12 protein-coding genes are annotated in these 14,389 nt (G+C 71.3%); 1 reads left to right on the forward strand and 11 read right to left on the reverse strand.

Annotation, left to right across the window (positions count from 1 at the left end; all coding sequences use genetic code 11):
• Positions 1-41: 41 nt before the first annotated feature.
• The 9 genes from D3105_RS02325 to D3105_RS02365 all read right to left on the reverse strand — a co-directional run bounded on the left by D3105_RS02325 (position 42) and on the right by D3105_RS02365 (position 10,016).
• Complete coding sequence (locus tag D3105_RS02325; protein WP_118899479.1) at positions 42-866, reverse strand: HAD family hydrolase; 825 nt, start codon at positions 864-866, stop codon at positions 42-44.
• Positions 863-2,140 carry a serine--tRNA ligase gene (gene serS / locus D3105_RS02330; RefSeq protein ID WP_118899482.1) on the reverse strand — a complete coding sequence of 426 codons (1,278 nt, stop codon included), beginning with the start codon at positions 2,138-2,140 and terminating at the stop codon, positions 863-865. The genes D3105_RS02325 and serS overlap by 4 nt, the downstream gene beginning before the upstream one ends.
• Positions 2,141-2,794: 654 nt before the next feature.
• Positions 2,795-3,730, reverse strand: coding sequence for a prephenate dehydratase (gene pheA / locus D3105_RS02335; protein WP_118899484.1), 936 nt, complete (start codon positions 3,728-3,730; stop codon positions 2,795-2,797).
• A 79-nt stretch (positions 3,731-3,809) separates the two neighbouring features.
• A complete protein-coding gene (gene efeB / locus D3105_RS02340) occupies positions 3,810-5,150 on the reverse strand; it encodes an iron uptake transporter deferrochelatase/peroxidase subunit (RefSeq protein WP_118899487.1) in 1,341 nt (446 codons plus the stop codon).
• A 4-nt stretch (positions 5,151-5,154) separates the two neighbouring features.
• A complete protein-coding gene (locus D3105_RS02345) occupies positions 5,155-7,071 on the reverse strand; it encodes a copper resistance CopC/CopD family protein (RefSeq protein ID WP_118899489.1) in 1,917 nt (638 codons plus the stop codon).
• Positions 7,072-7,085: 14 nt separating this feature from the next.
• Positions 7,086-7,547 (reverse strand): copper chaperone PCu(A)C, encoded by a 462-nt coding sequence (locus D3105_RS02350; RefSeq protein ID WP_118899491.1) that lies wholly within the window; start codon positions 7,545-7,547, stop codon positions 7,086-7,088.
• Positions 7,544-8,203, reverse strand: coding sequence for an SCO family protein (locus D3105_RS02355; RefSeq protein WP_032748381.1), 660 nt, complete (start codon positions 8,201-8,203; stop codon positions 7,544-7,546). The genes D3105_RS02350 and D3105_RS02355 overlap by 4 nt, the downstream gene beginning before the upstream one ends.
• A gap of 44 nt (positions 8,204-8,247) precedes the next feature.
• Positions 8,248-8,997 (reverse strand): YcnI family protein, encoded by a 750-nt coding sequence (locus D3105_RS02360; protein WP_118899494.1) that lies wholly within the window; start codon positions 8,995-8,997, stop codon positions 8,248-8,250.
• A gap of 149 nt (positions 8,998-9,146) precedes the next feature.
• Positions 9,147-10,016: a hypothetical protein gene (locus tag D3105_RS02365; RefSeq protein ID WP_118899496.1), complete on the reverse strand. Its 870-nt coding sequence runs from the start codon at positions 10,014-10,016 to the stop codon at positions 9,147-9,149.
• 293 nt (positions 10,017-10,309) lie between these two features.
• Between D3105_RS02365 and D3105_RS02370 the strand changes: the two genes are divergently transcribed.
• Positions 10,310-10,810: an ATP-binding protein gene (locus tag D3105_RS02370; RefSeq protein ID WP_118899498.1), complete on the forward strand. Its 501-nt coding sequence runs from the start codon at positions 10,310-10,312 to the stop codon at positions 10,808-10,810.
• Positions 10,811-10,847: 37 nt separating this feature from the next.
• Here D3105_RS02370 and D3105_RS02375 read toward each other — a convergent pair whose 3' ends face one another.
• Positions 10,848-12,329: an aminopeptidase P family protein gene (locus D3105_RS02375; RefSeq protein WP_118899501.1), complete on the reverse strand. Its 1,482-nt coding sequence runs from the start codon at positions 12,327-12,329 to the stop codon at positions 10,848-10,850.
• A 115-nt stretch (positions 12,330-12,444) separates the two neighbouring features.
• On the reverse strand, positions 12,445-13,932 hold the full coding sequence (locus tag D3105_RS02380; RefSeq protein ID WP_206272625.1) for a PP2C family protein-serine/threonine phosphatase: 1,488 nt from the start codon (positions 13,930-13,932) through the stop codon (positions 12,445-12,447).
• Between the last annotated feature and the right edge of the window lie 457 nt (positions 13,933-14,389).

Genomic DNA, 14,389 nt, shown 5'->3' on the forward strand with positions numbered 1-14,389 from the left:
CGGGCCGCTGTCACGCTTTCCGGGGTGCGGGTGGTGCCGTCCTACCGCACGGGCTGTACGGGCGCCGAGCGGAGCAGCTCCTCCAGCACCACCGCGATGCCGTCGTCCTCGTTGGACGCCGTGATCTCGTGGGCGACGGCCTTCAGGTCGTCGTGGGCGTTGGCCATGGCCACGCCGTGCTGGGCCCAACCGAACATCGGGATGTCGTTCGGCATGTCGCCGAAGGCGATCGTGTCGGCCGCCTTCACCCCGAGCCGGCGGGCGGCGAGCGAGAGGCCGGTCGCCTTGCTCAGGCCCAGCGGCAGGATCTCGACCACACCGGCCCCGGCCATGACCACGTCGACCAGGCTGCCGACGGCCGCCCGCGCGGCGAAGGCCAGCGCGTCGTCGTCCAGCTCCGGGTGCTGTATGTAGACCTTGTTGAGCGGGGCCGTCCACATCTCGGTGGCGTCGTCCACGAAGAGATACGGAAGCGGCCCCTCCTGCACCTGGTAACCGGGGCCGACCAGCACTTCGCCCTCAAGACCGTCGCGGCCGGCCGCCAGGTGCAGCGGGCCGACCTCCGCCTCGATCTTGGACAGGGCGAGACCGGCGAGCTGCCGGTCCAGGGTCAGCGAGGTCAGCAGCTTGTGCTCGCCCGCGTGGTAGACCTGCGCGCCCTGACCGCAGACCGCGAGCCCCTCGTAACCGAGGTCGTCCAGGATGTGCCGGGTCCAGGGGACCGCGCGTCCGGTGACGATGATGTGCGCGGCACCGGCCGCCGTGGCGGCGGCCAGGGCCTCGCGGGTGCGCTCGGAGACCGTGTCGTCGCCGCGGAGCAGCGTGCCGTCGAGGTCGGTCGCGACGAGCTTGTAGGGGAAGGTCACTTGGCGACCGGTTCCAGGACCTCGCGCCCGCCCAGGTAGGGACGGAGCATCTCGGGAACGCGGACCGAGCCGTCGGGGAGCTGGTGGTTCTCCAGGAGCGCCACGATCGTGCGCGGTACGGCGCAGAGCGTGCCGTTCAGCGTGGCCAGCGGCTGGACCTTCTTGCCGTCGCGCATCCGGACGGACAGGCGGCGGGCCTGGAAGCCGTCGCAGTTCGACGCGGAGGTCAGCTCGCGGTACTTGCCCTGGGTCGGGATCCACGCCTCGCAGTCGAACTTCCGCGAGGCCGAGGCGCCGAGGTCACCGGTGGCGACGTCGATGACCTGGAAGGGCAGTTCGAGACCGGTGAGCCACTGCTTCTCCCACTCCAGGAGCCTGCGGTGCTCGGCCTCGGCGTCCGCCGGGTCGACGTACGAGAACATCTCGACCTTGTCGAACTGGTGGACGCGGAAGATGCCGCGGGTGTCCTTGCCGTAGGTGCCGGCCTCGCGGCGGAAGCACGGGGAGAACCCGGCGTACCGCAGGGGCAGCTTGGCGGCGTCGATGATCTCGTCCATGTGGTACGCGGCGAGCGGGACCTCGGAGGTGCCGACCAGGTAGTAGTCGTCCTTCTCCAGGTGGTACACGTTCTCCGCGGCCTGGCCGAGGAAGCCGGTGCCCTCCATGGCGCGGGGGCGGACCAGTGCCGGGGTCAGCATCGGGGTGAAGCCGGCCTCGGTGGCCTGCGCGATCGCCGCGTTGACGAGGGCGAGCTCCAGGAGCGCGCCGACGCCCGTGAGGTAGTAGAACCGCGAGCCGGAGACCTTCGCCCCGCGCTCCATGTCGATGGCGCCGAGCGCCTCGCCGAGCTCCAGGTGGTCCTTGGGCTCGAAGCCCTCGGCGCCGAAGTCGCGGATGGTGCCGTGCGTCTCCAGGACGACGAAGTCCTCCTCGCCGCCGACCGGCACGTCCTCGTGGACGATGTTGCCGAGCTGGAGCAGCAGCCGCTTGGCGTCGGCGTCGGCCTCGTCCTGGGCGGCGTCGGCCGCCTTGACGTCGGCCTTGAGCTGCTCGGCCTTCTTGAGGAGCTCGGTGCGCTCCTCGGGGGTGGCCCTGGGGATCAGCTTGCCGAGCGACTTCTGTTCGTTGCGGAGTTCGTCGAAGCGGACGCCGGACGACCTGCGCAGCTCGTCGGCGGAGAGCAGGGCGTCGACGAGGTCGACGTCCTCTCCACGGGCGCGCTGGGAGGCGCGAACACGGTCGGGGTCCTCACGGAGCAGGCGAAGGTCAATCACCCCTCCAGGCTACCGGTGCGCGGTTCTGGCACTCGAACCGATATTGCCGAGCGTGTCTCTATGACCGAATTGCCGGAATTGATATTTCTGGGGAGGAATCGTGAACGGCGATGGCGGCCGGAGTGGGGTCGGAGCGGGGAGAGGGGCGTCAATAACGGCGGTTAACTCCCCTGAACAGGGCAGAAGGCGCGGCTCGCCTTGACGTGCCGGCCTTGGGTGCGGCGGGAGTTGAGGGCGGGACGGTCGCTGTTGTCCACAGGGGGTCGATCCCGGAGCAGTTATCCACAGGCTGTGTGGAAGTTCTGTGGATGCCGGAGTGCATTGTTCCGGAAGGTGGACGAAGCGCCGTGGATTCTCCGCTCAAACCTGTCCCGCGTGCTCATTCGGATGGGATTCTCTCGCCCCAAAGAGTTGATCAAGGGAATTGAGGTGACACACGCCGACTCATGCAGCCGCAGGCGTCTGTGGACGGCTCTGGGGTGACTGGATTGATTTGTCGACGATGTCGCATTGGAGTGTCGACTTGTCCCCAGGTCGAGAGTCCCTCCTGTGGATAACTCTCCGGAGGGCGTGACTATCTGTAGATCGCACCGCTGCGGAGCGCGTGAGGAGGCTTCCGGCAGCCCTGCCGCCGGGTACCTCCCCGCTGTTCCGTCAGATCCGGCCGTCCTGGCTGCGCGCCAGCCAGTCGGAGGCTTCCGTGAACGCCGCGTCCGACGTGCCCGCCCGCAGCGGCCGCACCTCGTCCGGCGAGACACCCGCCCGCGGGTACGAGCCGAGGAACCGGACCTTCGGGCTGATCCGCTTCAGCCCCATCAGGGCCTCCCCGACCCGCCGGTCCGCGATGTGCCCCTCCGCGTCCACGGCGAAGCAGTAGTTGCCGATGCCCTCGCCGGTCGGGCGGGACTGGATCAGCATCAGGTTGACGCCACGCACCGCGAACTCCTGGAGCAGCTCCAGCAGGGCGCCGGGGTGGTCGTCGGCCAGCCAGATCACCACGGAGGTCTTGTCCGCGCCGGTCGGTGCGGAGGGCCGGGCGGGCCGGCCCACCAGGACGAAGCGGGTCTGGGCGTTCGCCGCGTCGTGGATCTCCGTCACCAGCGGCTCCAGGCCGTAGGTGGCGGCCGCGAACTCCCCGGCGAACGCGGCGTCGTACCGCCCCTCCTGGACCAGCCGGGCCCCGTCCGCGTTGGACGCCGCCGACTCCCACAGGGCGCCCGGGAGGTGCTCCGCCATCCACTTGCGCACCTGCGGCTGTGCGGCCGGGTGCGCGGTGACCGTCTTGATGTCCGACAGCTTGGTCCCGGGCCGTACCAGCAGCGCGAAGGTGATGGAGAGCAGCACCTCGCGATAGATCATCAGCGGTTCCCCGCCGGCCAGCTCGTCCAGTGTCGCGGTGATACCGCCCTCGACGGAGTTCTCGATCGGTACGAGCGCTGCCGCCGCCTCCCCGTTGCGTACGGCGTCCAGGGCGGCCGGTACGGACAGCATCGGGACGAGTTCCCGGGTGGCGGCCTCCGGGAGCGTACGGAGGGCGACCTCGGTGAAGGTGCCTTCGGGGCCGAGATAGGCGTAGCGCGTGGCTGACATACGGTCACCCTAATCTGCCCCGCGAGGACCGCCGCGCTGTCTCAGGATGCGGTCGAGCCCCCCCGGACCGTACGCGTGCCTACGACTCCAGGAGCCGCTGTCCCACGTACTCTCCCTCCGCCGCCCCGCCCGGGACCGCGAACACCCCGCTCGCCTCGTGTCTCAGGAACGGCGACAGCGCGTCGCCCCGGTCGAGCTTGCGCTGCACCGGCACGAAGCCCCGGAACGGGTCCGCCTGCCAGCAGATGAACAGCAGCCCGGCGTCCGGAGCGCCGTCCTCCGTGCTGCCGTCGTGGTACGAGAACGGGCGGCGCAGCATGGCGGCCCCGCCGTTCTCCTCGGGCGAGGAGATCCGGGCGTGGGCGTTGTCGGGGATCACGAGCCTGCCGTCCGGGCCCGCCTTGTCGAGGTCCATCTCCGTTGTCTCGGTCCCCCCGCTCAGGGGCGCCCCGTCCGCCTTGCGCCGCCCGATGACCCGCTCCTGGCGCTCCACCGGAAGCTTCTCCCAGTCGTCCAGGAGCATCCGGATCCGGCGGACGACGGCGTACGAACCGTCTTCCATCCACTCCTGCGGCTTCCCCGGGGACGCGGGCACGAAGACGCGCCGGTCGAAGTCCTCCTCGGACGGTTTCGGGTTGCCGGTCCCGTCGATCTGGCCCATCAGGTTGCGGGCGGTCATCGGCCGGGCGGTCGCGCCGGGGGTGCGGTTGAAGCCGTTCATCTGCCATCGCACCCGTGCCGTGCCCGCGGCCTCCTTCTGGAGCGCCCGCAGCGCGTGGAAGGCGACGAGCGCGTCGTCCGCGCCGATCTGCACCCACAGGTCGCCGTTGGACCGCTTGGCGTCGAGGGCGTCGGCGGAGAACGCGGGCAGCGGGTCGAGCGCGGCGGGCAGGCGGTCGGTCAGACCGGTGCGCGCGAAGAACGTACGGCCGAAGCCGAATGTGACGGTCAGGGACGACGGCCCCGCGTCCAGGGCGATCCCGGTGTCGTGCCCGGGGCCGTCCGGCGCGCCCGCCACGGGGCGGCCCGCCATCAGCTCCTTCGCCACCGCGGACCAGCGCCGCAGCAGCGCCGCCGCCTCCTTGCGCCCCGCGCCCGCCACCAGGTCGAAGGCGACGAGATGGCCCCGGGCCTGAAGCGGAGTGGTGATCCCCGGTTGATGTTTCCCGTGAAACATCGCCTCGGTCGCGCCGACCGTCGTCAGAGCCGTCGGCTCCTCGGGGCGGGTGGCGGCGTATCCGGCGGCCCCGCCTCCGGCGCCCAGCACCAGCCCCGTGGCGCCCGCGGCGCCGGCCGTGCCCAGCAGCCGCCGTCGCGAGACGCCGGCGGGGGCGGCACGATCACCGGCGGCACCGTCGCCGCCGCCCGGGGCGACGCCCGTGGCGGCCTGGGCCGGAGCCTGCTTCCTGGTCTTGCTCACGTGCTCAGCCGATCTTCGCGTTCTTGTCGATGGTGACCTGGTCGATGTCCGACGTCCGTACCGTCACGTCGATCTTCCAGTCCCCGGCCATCGGAATCTGTACAGCACTCGCCGACCAGTGCCCCTCGGCCAGCCGGTCCGGGACGACGGGTAGCGGGCCGATGTCCTGCGACTCCAGGGTGAGGGCCAGCTTCAGCTCGGGGACGTCCATCGGCTTGCCGTCGCTGCCATCGATCCATACGTGCAGATCGTTGGAGCCGGTGCGGCCGGGTTCGATGTCGATGCGGACGGTGCCCTTGCCGTTCTGGCCGCCGGTGTCGAACGGCATCTTCAGATTGACCGGGCCGCCCGCGGCGGGAGCGCTCGCGGCCGGGGTGCCGCCTGCGGCCTCCTCCTCCGTACGACCCGGCTCGGTGGACGTCAGCATGGTGGTGACGGCCAGCAGGACGACGGCGACGGCGGCCTCGGCCAGGACCGAGCGGCGCAGCCCGGAGCGCTGCGGGTCGGCGTCCCGTATCCGCTTCTTCTTCGTCGCGGTCAGGGCGGCCCGCTGACGGGCCAGTTGTGCGGCGCGCTCGGGGGCGACATCGGCCGAGGCGTCCTCGGATGCGGATTCGGCTTCCTCCCCGGGAGCCCCCTCCGAGGCGACCGCCGCGTCCGTCAGCCGTCCCGTCCAGCGCCGGGAGAACCAGGCGACCGCGAGCAGGACGGCGATCAGCGCCACCTTGAGGATCAGCAGTTGCCCGTAGCGCGTACCGGTCAGCGCCGACCAGGAGCCGACCTGCCGCCAGGACTGGTAGATCCCGGTCGCCGCCAGGACCACGACACTGCCGAACGCGACCGTGGAGAACCGCCGGACCACGGCGCTGCCGATGTCCGGAGTCCGGTACAGCGCCACCAGAAGGGAGGCGAGTCCGCCGAGCCAGGCGGCGACGGCCAGCAGGTGGAGGACGTCCACCGGCATGGCGATGTTCGCCTGGATGCCGGTCGAGGCGTGCTCGGACATGGCCCAGGTGGCGGCGATGCCCGTCGCGACGACCCCGCCCCCGACGGCCAGCCCGAAGGTGAGGTCCTTCTTCTCGCGTTCGTCCTCGCGTCGGGCGTACGTACCGAACAGCACGGCGATGAACAGGGCGGCGGCCCCGAGGAGCAGCAGCCGGGAGACGAGCGCGGCGCCGGGCTTGGTGTCCAGGACGGACTGGAGTCCGGCGAGGTCGAAGGCGTCGGCGAACTTCCCGCTGCCGGTGTACGGGTTGCGCAGCAGCAGCATGACCAGGGTCGCCGCGGTCAGGGTGAGCCAGCCGCGGACCACGAGCCGCTGCATCGGCAGGGCGGTCGCCCCGCCTCGCCAGCAGACGAGGACGAACGCGCTGCCGCCGACGAGCAGGACGAATCCGCCGTACGCCGCGTAGCGCGCGATGTCGTAGACGACGCCGACCGGGCCGCCGCCCGCCTCCTGGGAGGGCAGGGCCACCGTGGTGTCGGAAGGGGCGCCGATGGAGAACGTGAACGCGCCGGAGATCGGGTGGCTGTCGGCGGAGATCGCCTGCCAGGCCACCGTGTAGGTGCCGTCCGGCAGTCCGGCGTGGAGCGCTACGCCGTAGCGGACGGTGGAGCCCTCGGACAGGTCCTTCGGCTCGGCCTCGGTGTCGGCGCGCTTGCCGCTCGGGTCGAGGACCCGGATGGAGTCGTCGCCCACGGCGATCGCCTCGGAGAAGCTGAGGGTGACCTCCTTGGGCGCGGTGTCCACCACCGCCCCGTCCGCCGGGTCGCTCCCGGTGAGGGCGGCGTGCGCGGACGCCGGGCCCGCGCCGGCCAGCAGCAGCCCGAACACCAGGCCGGCCAGCGAGGCGAGGAGCGCGGCGGCGGCGAGCGGCCGTCGTATCGGGGAGGGCCCGGCGTAGGGGGCGGTGGCAGACATGTGGATTCAGTCCCTCACTGCTTCTTCGGGTTGTGGGTGGGTTCCTTCACCGGCAGGTCGACCGTGATGGGGTCGGCCTTCTCGAAGTGCAGCTCGACGGAGACCTTCTCGCCCTGCTGGGGCTTCTGCTTGAGCTTCATGAACATGATGTGGTTGCCACCGCGTTCGAGATCGAGCTCGCCGTTGGCGGGCACCTCGAACGAGGAGACCTCGCGCATCTTCTGGTTCTTCGTCTCGTGGATCGTGACGTCGTCGGAGAGCGGGCTGGTCACCGAGGTGAGCCGGTCCGCGGTGCCGCCGCTGTTCTGTACGACGAGGAAACCGGCGGCCATGTCGCTGACGGGCTGCGGCATGAAGGCGCCGACGACCTTGAGCTCCGGCTCGCCGCCCGACCCGCTGTCCGACGAGCACCCGGCCAGCGTCAGCCCGGTGGTGAGGGCGAGGACGCCGGCGAGAGCCGTGCGGCGGCGGTTCACGGGGTCTCCCCCTTGATCAGCTTGGGGAGGTCCTTGGTGTACTCCTCGGCGGAGGTGTCCTCGCCGTAGAGCACGTACCCCTCGTCCGTCTTCGGGGAGAAGGCGATGACCTGGGCGCCGTGCATCGAGACGACGGTCCCGTCCTTCTCCTTCTTCGGCGCGTCGATGCCGATGCCGATCTGGCGCGCCCCGGCCTGGATGGTCGGGAAGTCGCCGGTGAGGCCGGTGAAGGTGGGGTCCTGGGCGGAGAGCCACTTGCCGAGCGAGGCGGGGGTGTCGCGCTCGGGGTCGGTGGTGACGAAGACGACCTGGAGCTTGTCCTGGTCGGCCTTGGGCAGCTCCCGCTTGGCGAGGGAGATGTTGCTCATGGTCAGCGGGCAGACGTCGGGGCAGTTGGTGTAGCCGAAGTAGATGAGCGTCGGCTTGCCCTTGGTCGCCTCGCGGAGGTCGTACTCCTTGCCGTTCGTGTCGGTGAGGACGAGGTTCGGCTTGGTGAACGGCTGGTCGAGGACGGTGGCGGCCTTGTCCTTCGGCGCGGCGCTGACGTCGGCGATCGCCGAGGAGCCCGTCTTGTCGTCACCGGAGCCGCAGGCGGAGAGGGCCAGTGCGGCCGCGGCGGCGAACGCCACGGCCGTCACTGCTTTTTTGTTGCGCATGAAAGAGGTGTCCTGAACGTGGTGCGGGTGAGGGAACCGGCCGGTCAGGCCGAGCGGCGGCGTCCGGCGAGCACGCCGAACGCGACACCGGCGACACCGATGACGATGCCGATGATGCCCAGGGTGCGGGCGGTGGTGTCGCTGGAGGAGGAGGACGCGGCGGCGTGGGTCTCCTTGGTCGACGCGGCGGTGTCGGCGGCCTTGTGGTCGTCGCCCTCCTTGGCGTCGTCGGCCGCGCCACCGCCGTGGTGGTCGTCGGAGGCGGCGGACAGCTTGAGAACCGGGGCGGGGCTGTCGGGCTCCTCGCCGCCCTCGGTGGGCTCCTCGATCCAGCGGACGACTTCCTTGTTGTCGTACGTCTGGACGGCCTTGAAGACGAGCTGGTCGGCGTCCTCGGGGAGCGCGCCGACGGAGACCGGGAACTGCTGGAAGTAGCCGGGGGCGATCTCGCTGTCGTCCGCGGTCCAGGTCACCTTGGAGACGGCCTCGGTGATCTTCTTGCCGTGCACTTCGAGAGGCTTGTCGAGCTTGCTCTTGTCGATCTTGATGTCCCAGCCCGGGACGGCCTGCGGGGTGACGGAGGAGAGCGGGTGGTCGGCCGGGAAGTTCACTTCGAGCTTCACCGTCGAGGCCTGGTCGCGCTCGTTGGGGACCTTGAAGTTGAGCGTGGCGTATCCGCCCTTGGCTGCCTCGCCGACCGGCTGGACGCTGACATGGGCGGCGGCCGGGCCGGCGATCAGCAGGACGGTGGACGCGGCGACGCCGCCGGCGAGGGCGATACGGGAAAGCTTCATGGCAGGAATCTCCACAGGGAAACGGAACACGGTGGTCCGGCGCGCGGATGCGCGGCGGCATCACGACACCTCGGGGTGCGGTTCCGTGCGGACGGTCGCGCGCACAGGGGCGTGCGCGAGCGGCCCGCGGGCCCGGTGGAGGCGTCGCGTCAGGCTGCGAGGGCGTACGGGGCCGGCGGCCCGCGCCTGATCACCAGGTGCTGCAGGGGATCCCCGGCGGTCGGCAGGGGGACGTCGTCGCCGTGGCGCGGAGCGCAAGGTCCGGCCACGAGCCGCTCCCGCTCCCCGGCGCGCAGCGCGCGGACGAGGGCGAGCGCGACGCCCAGGGACCGGAGCCGGGCCCCGGCCGCCAGCGCCTGCGCGCTGTGGGCGGAGAGCCGGGCCAGCGCGAAGAGGGCGATCTCGCCGCGGCGCAGCAGCCAGCCGGTGGCGAGCGCGACGAGGACGTGCGCCAGGAACATCGGCAGGCTCGGCAGCATCGCGGTGACCGCGGCGCAGACCTGGGCGATGCCCGAGGCCCCGTCCGGTCCCGCCGGTGCGGCGGCCTGGGCCGCTCCGGACACGCCGCCCGCCCCGGGGTGACCGTGGGCCCCCGGGAACGTCGACGGGTCGATGCCCGCGGAGGAGACGATGCGGTGGGCCTCGGCCGCGTTCAGCCGGGTCGTTCCCTCGCCGCACACGAGCCCGGAGGCGAACCGGATGAGCGGGTTGTCGCCGCCCGTGGTCCCGGCGGCGCCGGTCGGGGCGCTGCCGTGGCTGCCGTACGCGAAGAGCACGTGCAGGAGGATCTGCCCGCCGGCCAGCGCGCCCACGATGCCCGGAAGGGAACGTTCCCGTCCGGCGAGGAGGGCGGCGACGGCGAGGACGCCGAGGAATCCGGCGAGCAGTGTCCACGCGGGGACCGCCGTACCGGCGGCGAGCATGTGTCCGGCCGCGGACAGCACGACGCAGACCGCGGTGAACACCGCGGCCCTCATGAGCCGCAGACCGGCTCCGGCGCGTGCGAGAGGCGTGGACATGGCCGGGACATCATCGCACTGCACCCCCGTGCGCCGTACGGCAGGTCCGGAAGATCAGCCTCCGTCCCCAACCGTGCTTGTTGCGCCTGTTCGCGGGGGATGTACGAACCGGTGGGCGCACGTCGGGAACCGGGAACGCGCCCCCGGTGACCTGCGACCGGGCCGGTTTATACACCGGGCGGCCGAATATCCACATCCGCCGAACGAGGGCTCTCCCACCCGATCCGTGCTTACGAAGTGCCGAGGGCGGCAATACGTATCGATACGTCGAGCCGCAGCCAGGAGGCTGAAAGATGAGCATCTGGTGGTCTCTCCATTTGCGGCGCGAAGCTGCGAGCGTTCCGCTCGCCCGTCGTTTTCTGCTCGGCACCATGGAAACCGCGGGGGTGGATCCGGACATCTCCTTCGACCTGTCGGTCGCGCTCAGCGAAGCCTGTGCGAACGCCGTCGAGCACGGCGGCGACCGGACGGTGTTCGGGGAGCCCGGGGATACCAGGACCGGTCGCCCTTCCGTGGACTCCGGGCAGTACCGGGTCACGGCCTATCTGGACGGCGAGAAATGCCGTATCGAGGTCAGCGACTCGGGGCCGGGATTTCCGGCCCGCCGCGCGCTTCGCCCAGCCGCGCATTCCCCTCAGGCCGAAGCCGAAGCCGATGCCGAGAGCGGCCGGGGCCTCGACCTGATCCAGCAGCTCTCCGACCACGTCCAGTTCGGCAACCGGCCGGGCCGCGGCGCGGTGGTGAGCTTCGACAAGGTCCTGAAATGGCGCGAGGGCGCGCTGCTCACGGTGTAGTGAGCGGCGCGCCCCGGCGTGTGTCGTACGGGAGGGGTCAGCCCTTCAGCTGCGCCATCCAGGCCTCGACCTCGTCCGCCTGACGCGGCAGCGAGTCGGAGAGGTTCCGGTTGCCGTCCTCGGTGACGAGGATGTCGTCCTCGATCCGGACGCCGATGCCCCGGTACTCCTCGGGCACGGTCAGGTCGTCGGCCTGGAAGTACAGACCGGGCTCGACCGTCAGGCAGACGCCCGGCTCCAGCGTGCCGTTGACGTACGTCTCGGTGCGCGCGGCGGCGCAGTCGTGGACGTCCATGCCGAGCATGTGGCCGGTGCCGTGCAGGGTCCAGCGGCGCTGGAGGCCCAGCTCCAGGACCTTGTCCACGGACAGGTCGCCGAGCAGACCCCACTCGACGAGCTTCTCGGCGAGCACGCGCTGCGCGGCGTCGTGGAAGTCGCGGTAGTCGGCGCCGGGCCTCACGGCGGCGATGCCCGCCTCCTGGGCCTCGTACACCGCGTCGTAGATCTTGCGCTGGAGCGGCGAGAACGTGCCGTTGATCGGCAGGGTGCGCGTCACGTCGGCGGTGTAGAGGTCGTTGGTCTCGACCCCGGCGTCCAGGAGCAGCAGCTCGCCGGCGCGGACCGCGCCGTCGTTGCGGACCCAGTGCAGGGTGGTGGCGTGCGGCCCGGCGGCGCAGATCGAGCCGTAGCCGATGTCGTTGCCCTCGATGCGGGCGCGCAGGAAGAACGTGCCCTCGATGAAGCGCTCGCTGGTCGCCTCGGCCTTGTCGAGGCTCTTCACGACGTCCTCGAAGCCGCGCGCGGTGACGTCGCACGCCTTCTGCAGCTCGGCGATCTCGAAGGCGTCCTTCACCAGGCGGGCCTCGGAGAGGTAGACGCGCAGCTCCTCGTCGCGCTCCGCGGTGACCTTGTCGGTGAGGGCGGCCTCGATGGCGGCGTCGTGGCCGCGGACGTTCCGGACGGGGCCGGTGGCCTCGGCCAGCGCGGCGGGCAGCTCGCGGACGTCCTTCGCGGGGACGCCCAGCAGCTGCTCGGCCTCGGTGAGGGAGTTGCGGCGGCCGACCCACAGCTCGCCCTGGCCGTCGAGCCAGAACTCGCCGTTCTCACGGTTGGAGCGCGGCAGCAGGTAGATGGTGGCCTCGTGGCCGGTGTCGCCCGTCGGCTCCAGGACGAGGACGCCGTCCTGCGTCTGGTCACCGGTGAGGTATGCGTACTCGGTGGAGGCGCGGAAGGCGTACTCGGTGTCGTTGGAGCGGGTCTTCAGGTTGCCCGCGGGGATGACCAGGCGCTCGCCGGGGAAGCGGGCGGAAAGCGCGGCGCGGCGGTTCGCGGTGTGCTCGGCCTGGGGGATCGGCTGGAGATCGTGGAGCTCGGTGTCGGCCCAGCCCGACTTCATGTTCTCGGCGAGCTCGTCGGAGACGGCCGGGTAGAGGCCGTTCTTCCGCTGCTTGATCGCCTCCGCTGCTTCGTTCTCTTCGGTCTCCTGCTCCGGGGTCTCCGGGATGAGCTCCTCAGACACGATTTGTCTCTCCTTGATACGACACTGGACCATCACCCATCGTACGGGCGTACGGAAGGGGGCCCAGGGTCGAAGGGCCTGTTACCGGAGAGAGCCGCCGGACGTCAGCCGGTGGTCAGTCGAAACGGGCGGCGAGGATCACGACGTCCTCGGTGGAGTCGCTCCGGTCGAGGCCGTCGGGGAGCATCGTGCGCAGGACGCGGTCGGCCACGGCCGCCGGATCGTGCCGGTCCGCCTTCGGTACGGAAGCGGCGGCGGAGTGCAGCCGGGCGAAGGCGCGGTCCATCGCGTCCCCGGTGCGGCGCAGCAGCCCGTCCGTGTAGAGCAGCACCGTTTCGCCGGGTGCCGGGCTGAACTCCACGCTCGGCGCCTCCCAGCAGGCGAGCATCCCGAGCGGGGCGGAGAGCGTCGTCTCGACGTACTCGCAGCGCCGGTCGCCGAGGATCAGCGGCGGGGTGTGCCCGGCCCCGGCCAGCACGACCTTGCGGGCGGCGGGCTCGCAGTAGGCGAACAGGGCGGTCGCGGTCCGCGCGGGTTCGGTGAGCCGCAGCAGCAGTTCCAGGTCGGAGAGTACGGCGACGGGGTCCTCGCCCTCCATCACCGCGTACGCCCGCAGGCTGGCGCGGAGCCGGCCCATCGCGGCCATCGCGCTCGGCCCGGACCCGCCCACGGAGCCGACGGCGAGGCCGAGGGTGCGGTCGGGCAGCGGCAGCGCGTCGTACCAGTCGCCGCCGCCTCGGGGGCCGGTGCGGTGCCGGGCGGCGAGCTGGACGCCGGGGATCCGGGGGAGCCGTCTTGGCAGCAGTTCCTCGGCGACGGCGGCGACGTCCGCCCGGGCGCGCTCCAGCTCGACCAGGCGGGCCAGGTGCTCGGTGGCGTAGCGCGCGTAGAGGCCGGCGAGATGGCGCTGCTTCTGCGCGGGCTCGGCCGGTTCGTCGTAGAGCCAGAGCGCCGCGCCGAGCCGGCCGGCCGCCTCGGAGGCGAGGGGGAGGGCGTAGCTCGCGGCGTAGCCGAGCCGGGTGGCGACGTCGCGGTGCCGGGGGTCGAGGTCCTGCTCGCCGAGCAGGTCGGGGTTGGCGATGCCGTCGGCCGTGTCCGGCAGCCCGTCGAGGGCGCGGCCCAGCGCGGTGGCCGCGCGCGGCACGGTCTCGAGGTGCCCGAGCTCGGCGTGGGTGAGCCCGAGACCGCGGGCGGCGAAGGGGCCTTCGCCGTTCGCCGGTTCCAGAACGAGAAGTCCGCGGCGGGCTCCGACGAGGGCGGCTCCGGCCTGCAGCAGCTCGTCGAGGGCGGAGTCGAGGGTGCTCGTCCCGGCCAGCCGCTCGGTGAGTTCGTGCAGGGTCGTGAGGTCCGAGACCCAGCCCGCCAGGCGGTCCTGGATGAAGGCTCCGGGCGGTCCCGGGACCTCTGTCAGGGGCGCGGGAGTGTGCGTTGAAACCGGAACCTCTGGATCGATTCCAGCCACTTTCGGCAGGTGTGGGGCGCTCATGGCAGCCAGCTTTCCGACCGGTGCGATTCGTCGAATAGCATCGCAAACCCCCATGTGATTCTGCGCCACTATCAGTGCATCCACATGTACACGCACAAGTAACCCGATGTCCAGCATTGTCCCTTCGGGGACCGGGCGATTCGTGCTCTCCCAGTGTCGGTTAACTTGGCCAAAAAATGCACCCTATGGGCGCTATTTGCGATCGACTGGGGCCGTTCGACAGGGGTACCTCCGGGGTCAGGTCGCCGGAGGAGCGTCATCCCGGGCATGCTGGGTACGTAAACGGTGATGCGCGGGCGCAGTTGTGATCGCCCAGGAACCCGGCAGCGGGTTCGGGCGTCCTAACCCGTGAACGTGACGCCCCCGCCCCGGACGGCGGGGTTCGCACCAGGGACGGCAGGCGAGGCGCAGGCCACCCTCGCCCGGCGACCGCCGGCCCGGCTCGACCCGCTCGGTTCGACCCGCACGACTTCGCCGGAGCAGCACGACTCCGCTCGACTCTGCTCAGTTCGGCTCGGCTCTGTTCCACCCCAGATCGGTTCTATTCGGATCGGTTCCACTCGGCTCGGCTCGG

Origin of the sequence: Streptomyces globisporus, assembly GCF_003501885.1 — a bacterium.
GTDB lineage: Bacteria > Actinomycetota > Actinomycetes > Streptomycetales > Streptomycetaceae > Streptomyces > Streptomyces globisporus_D.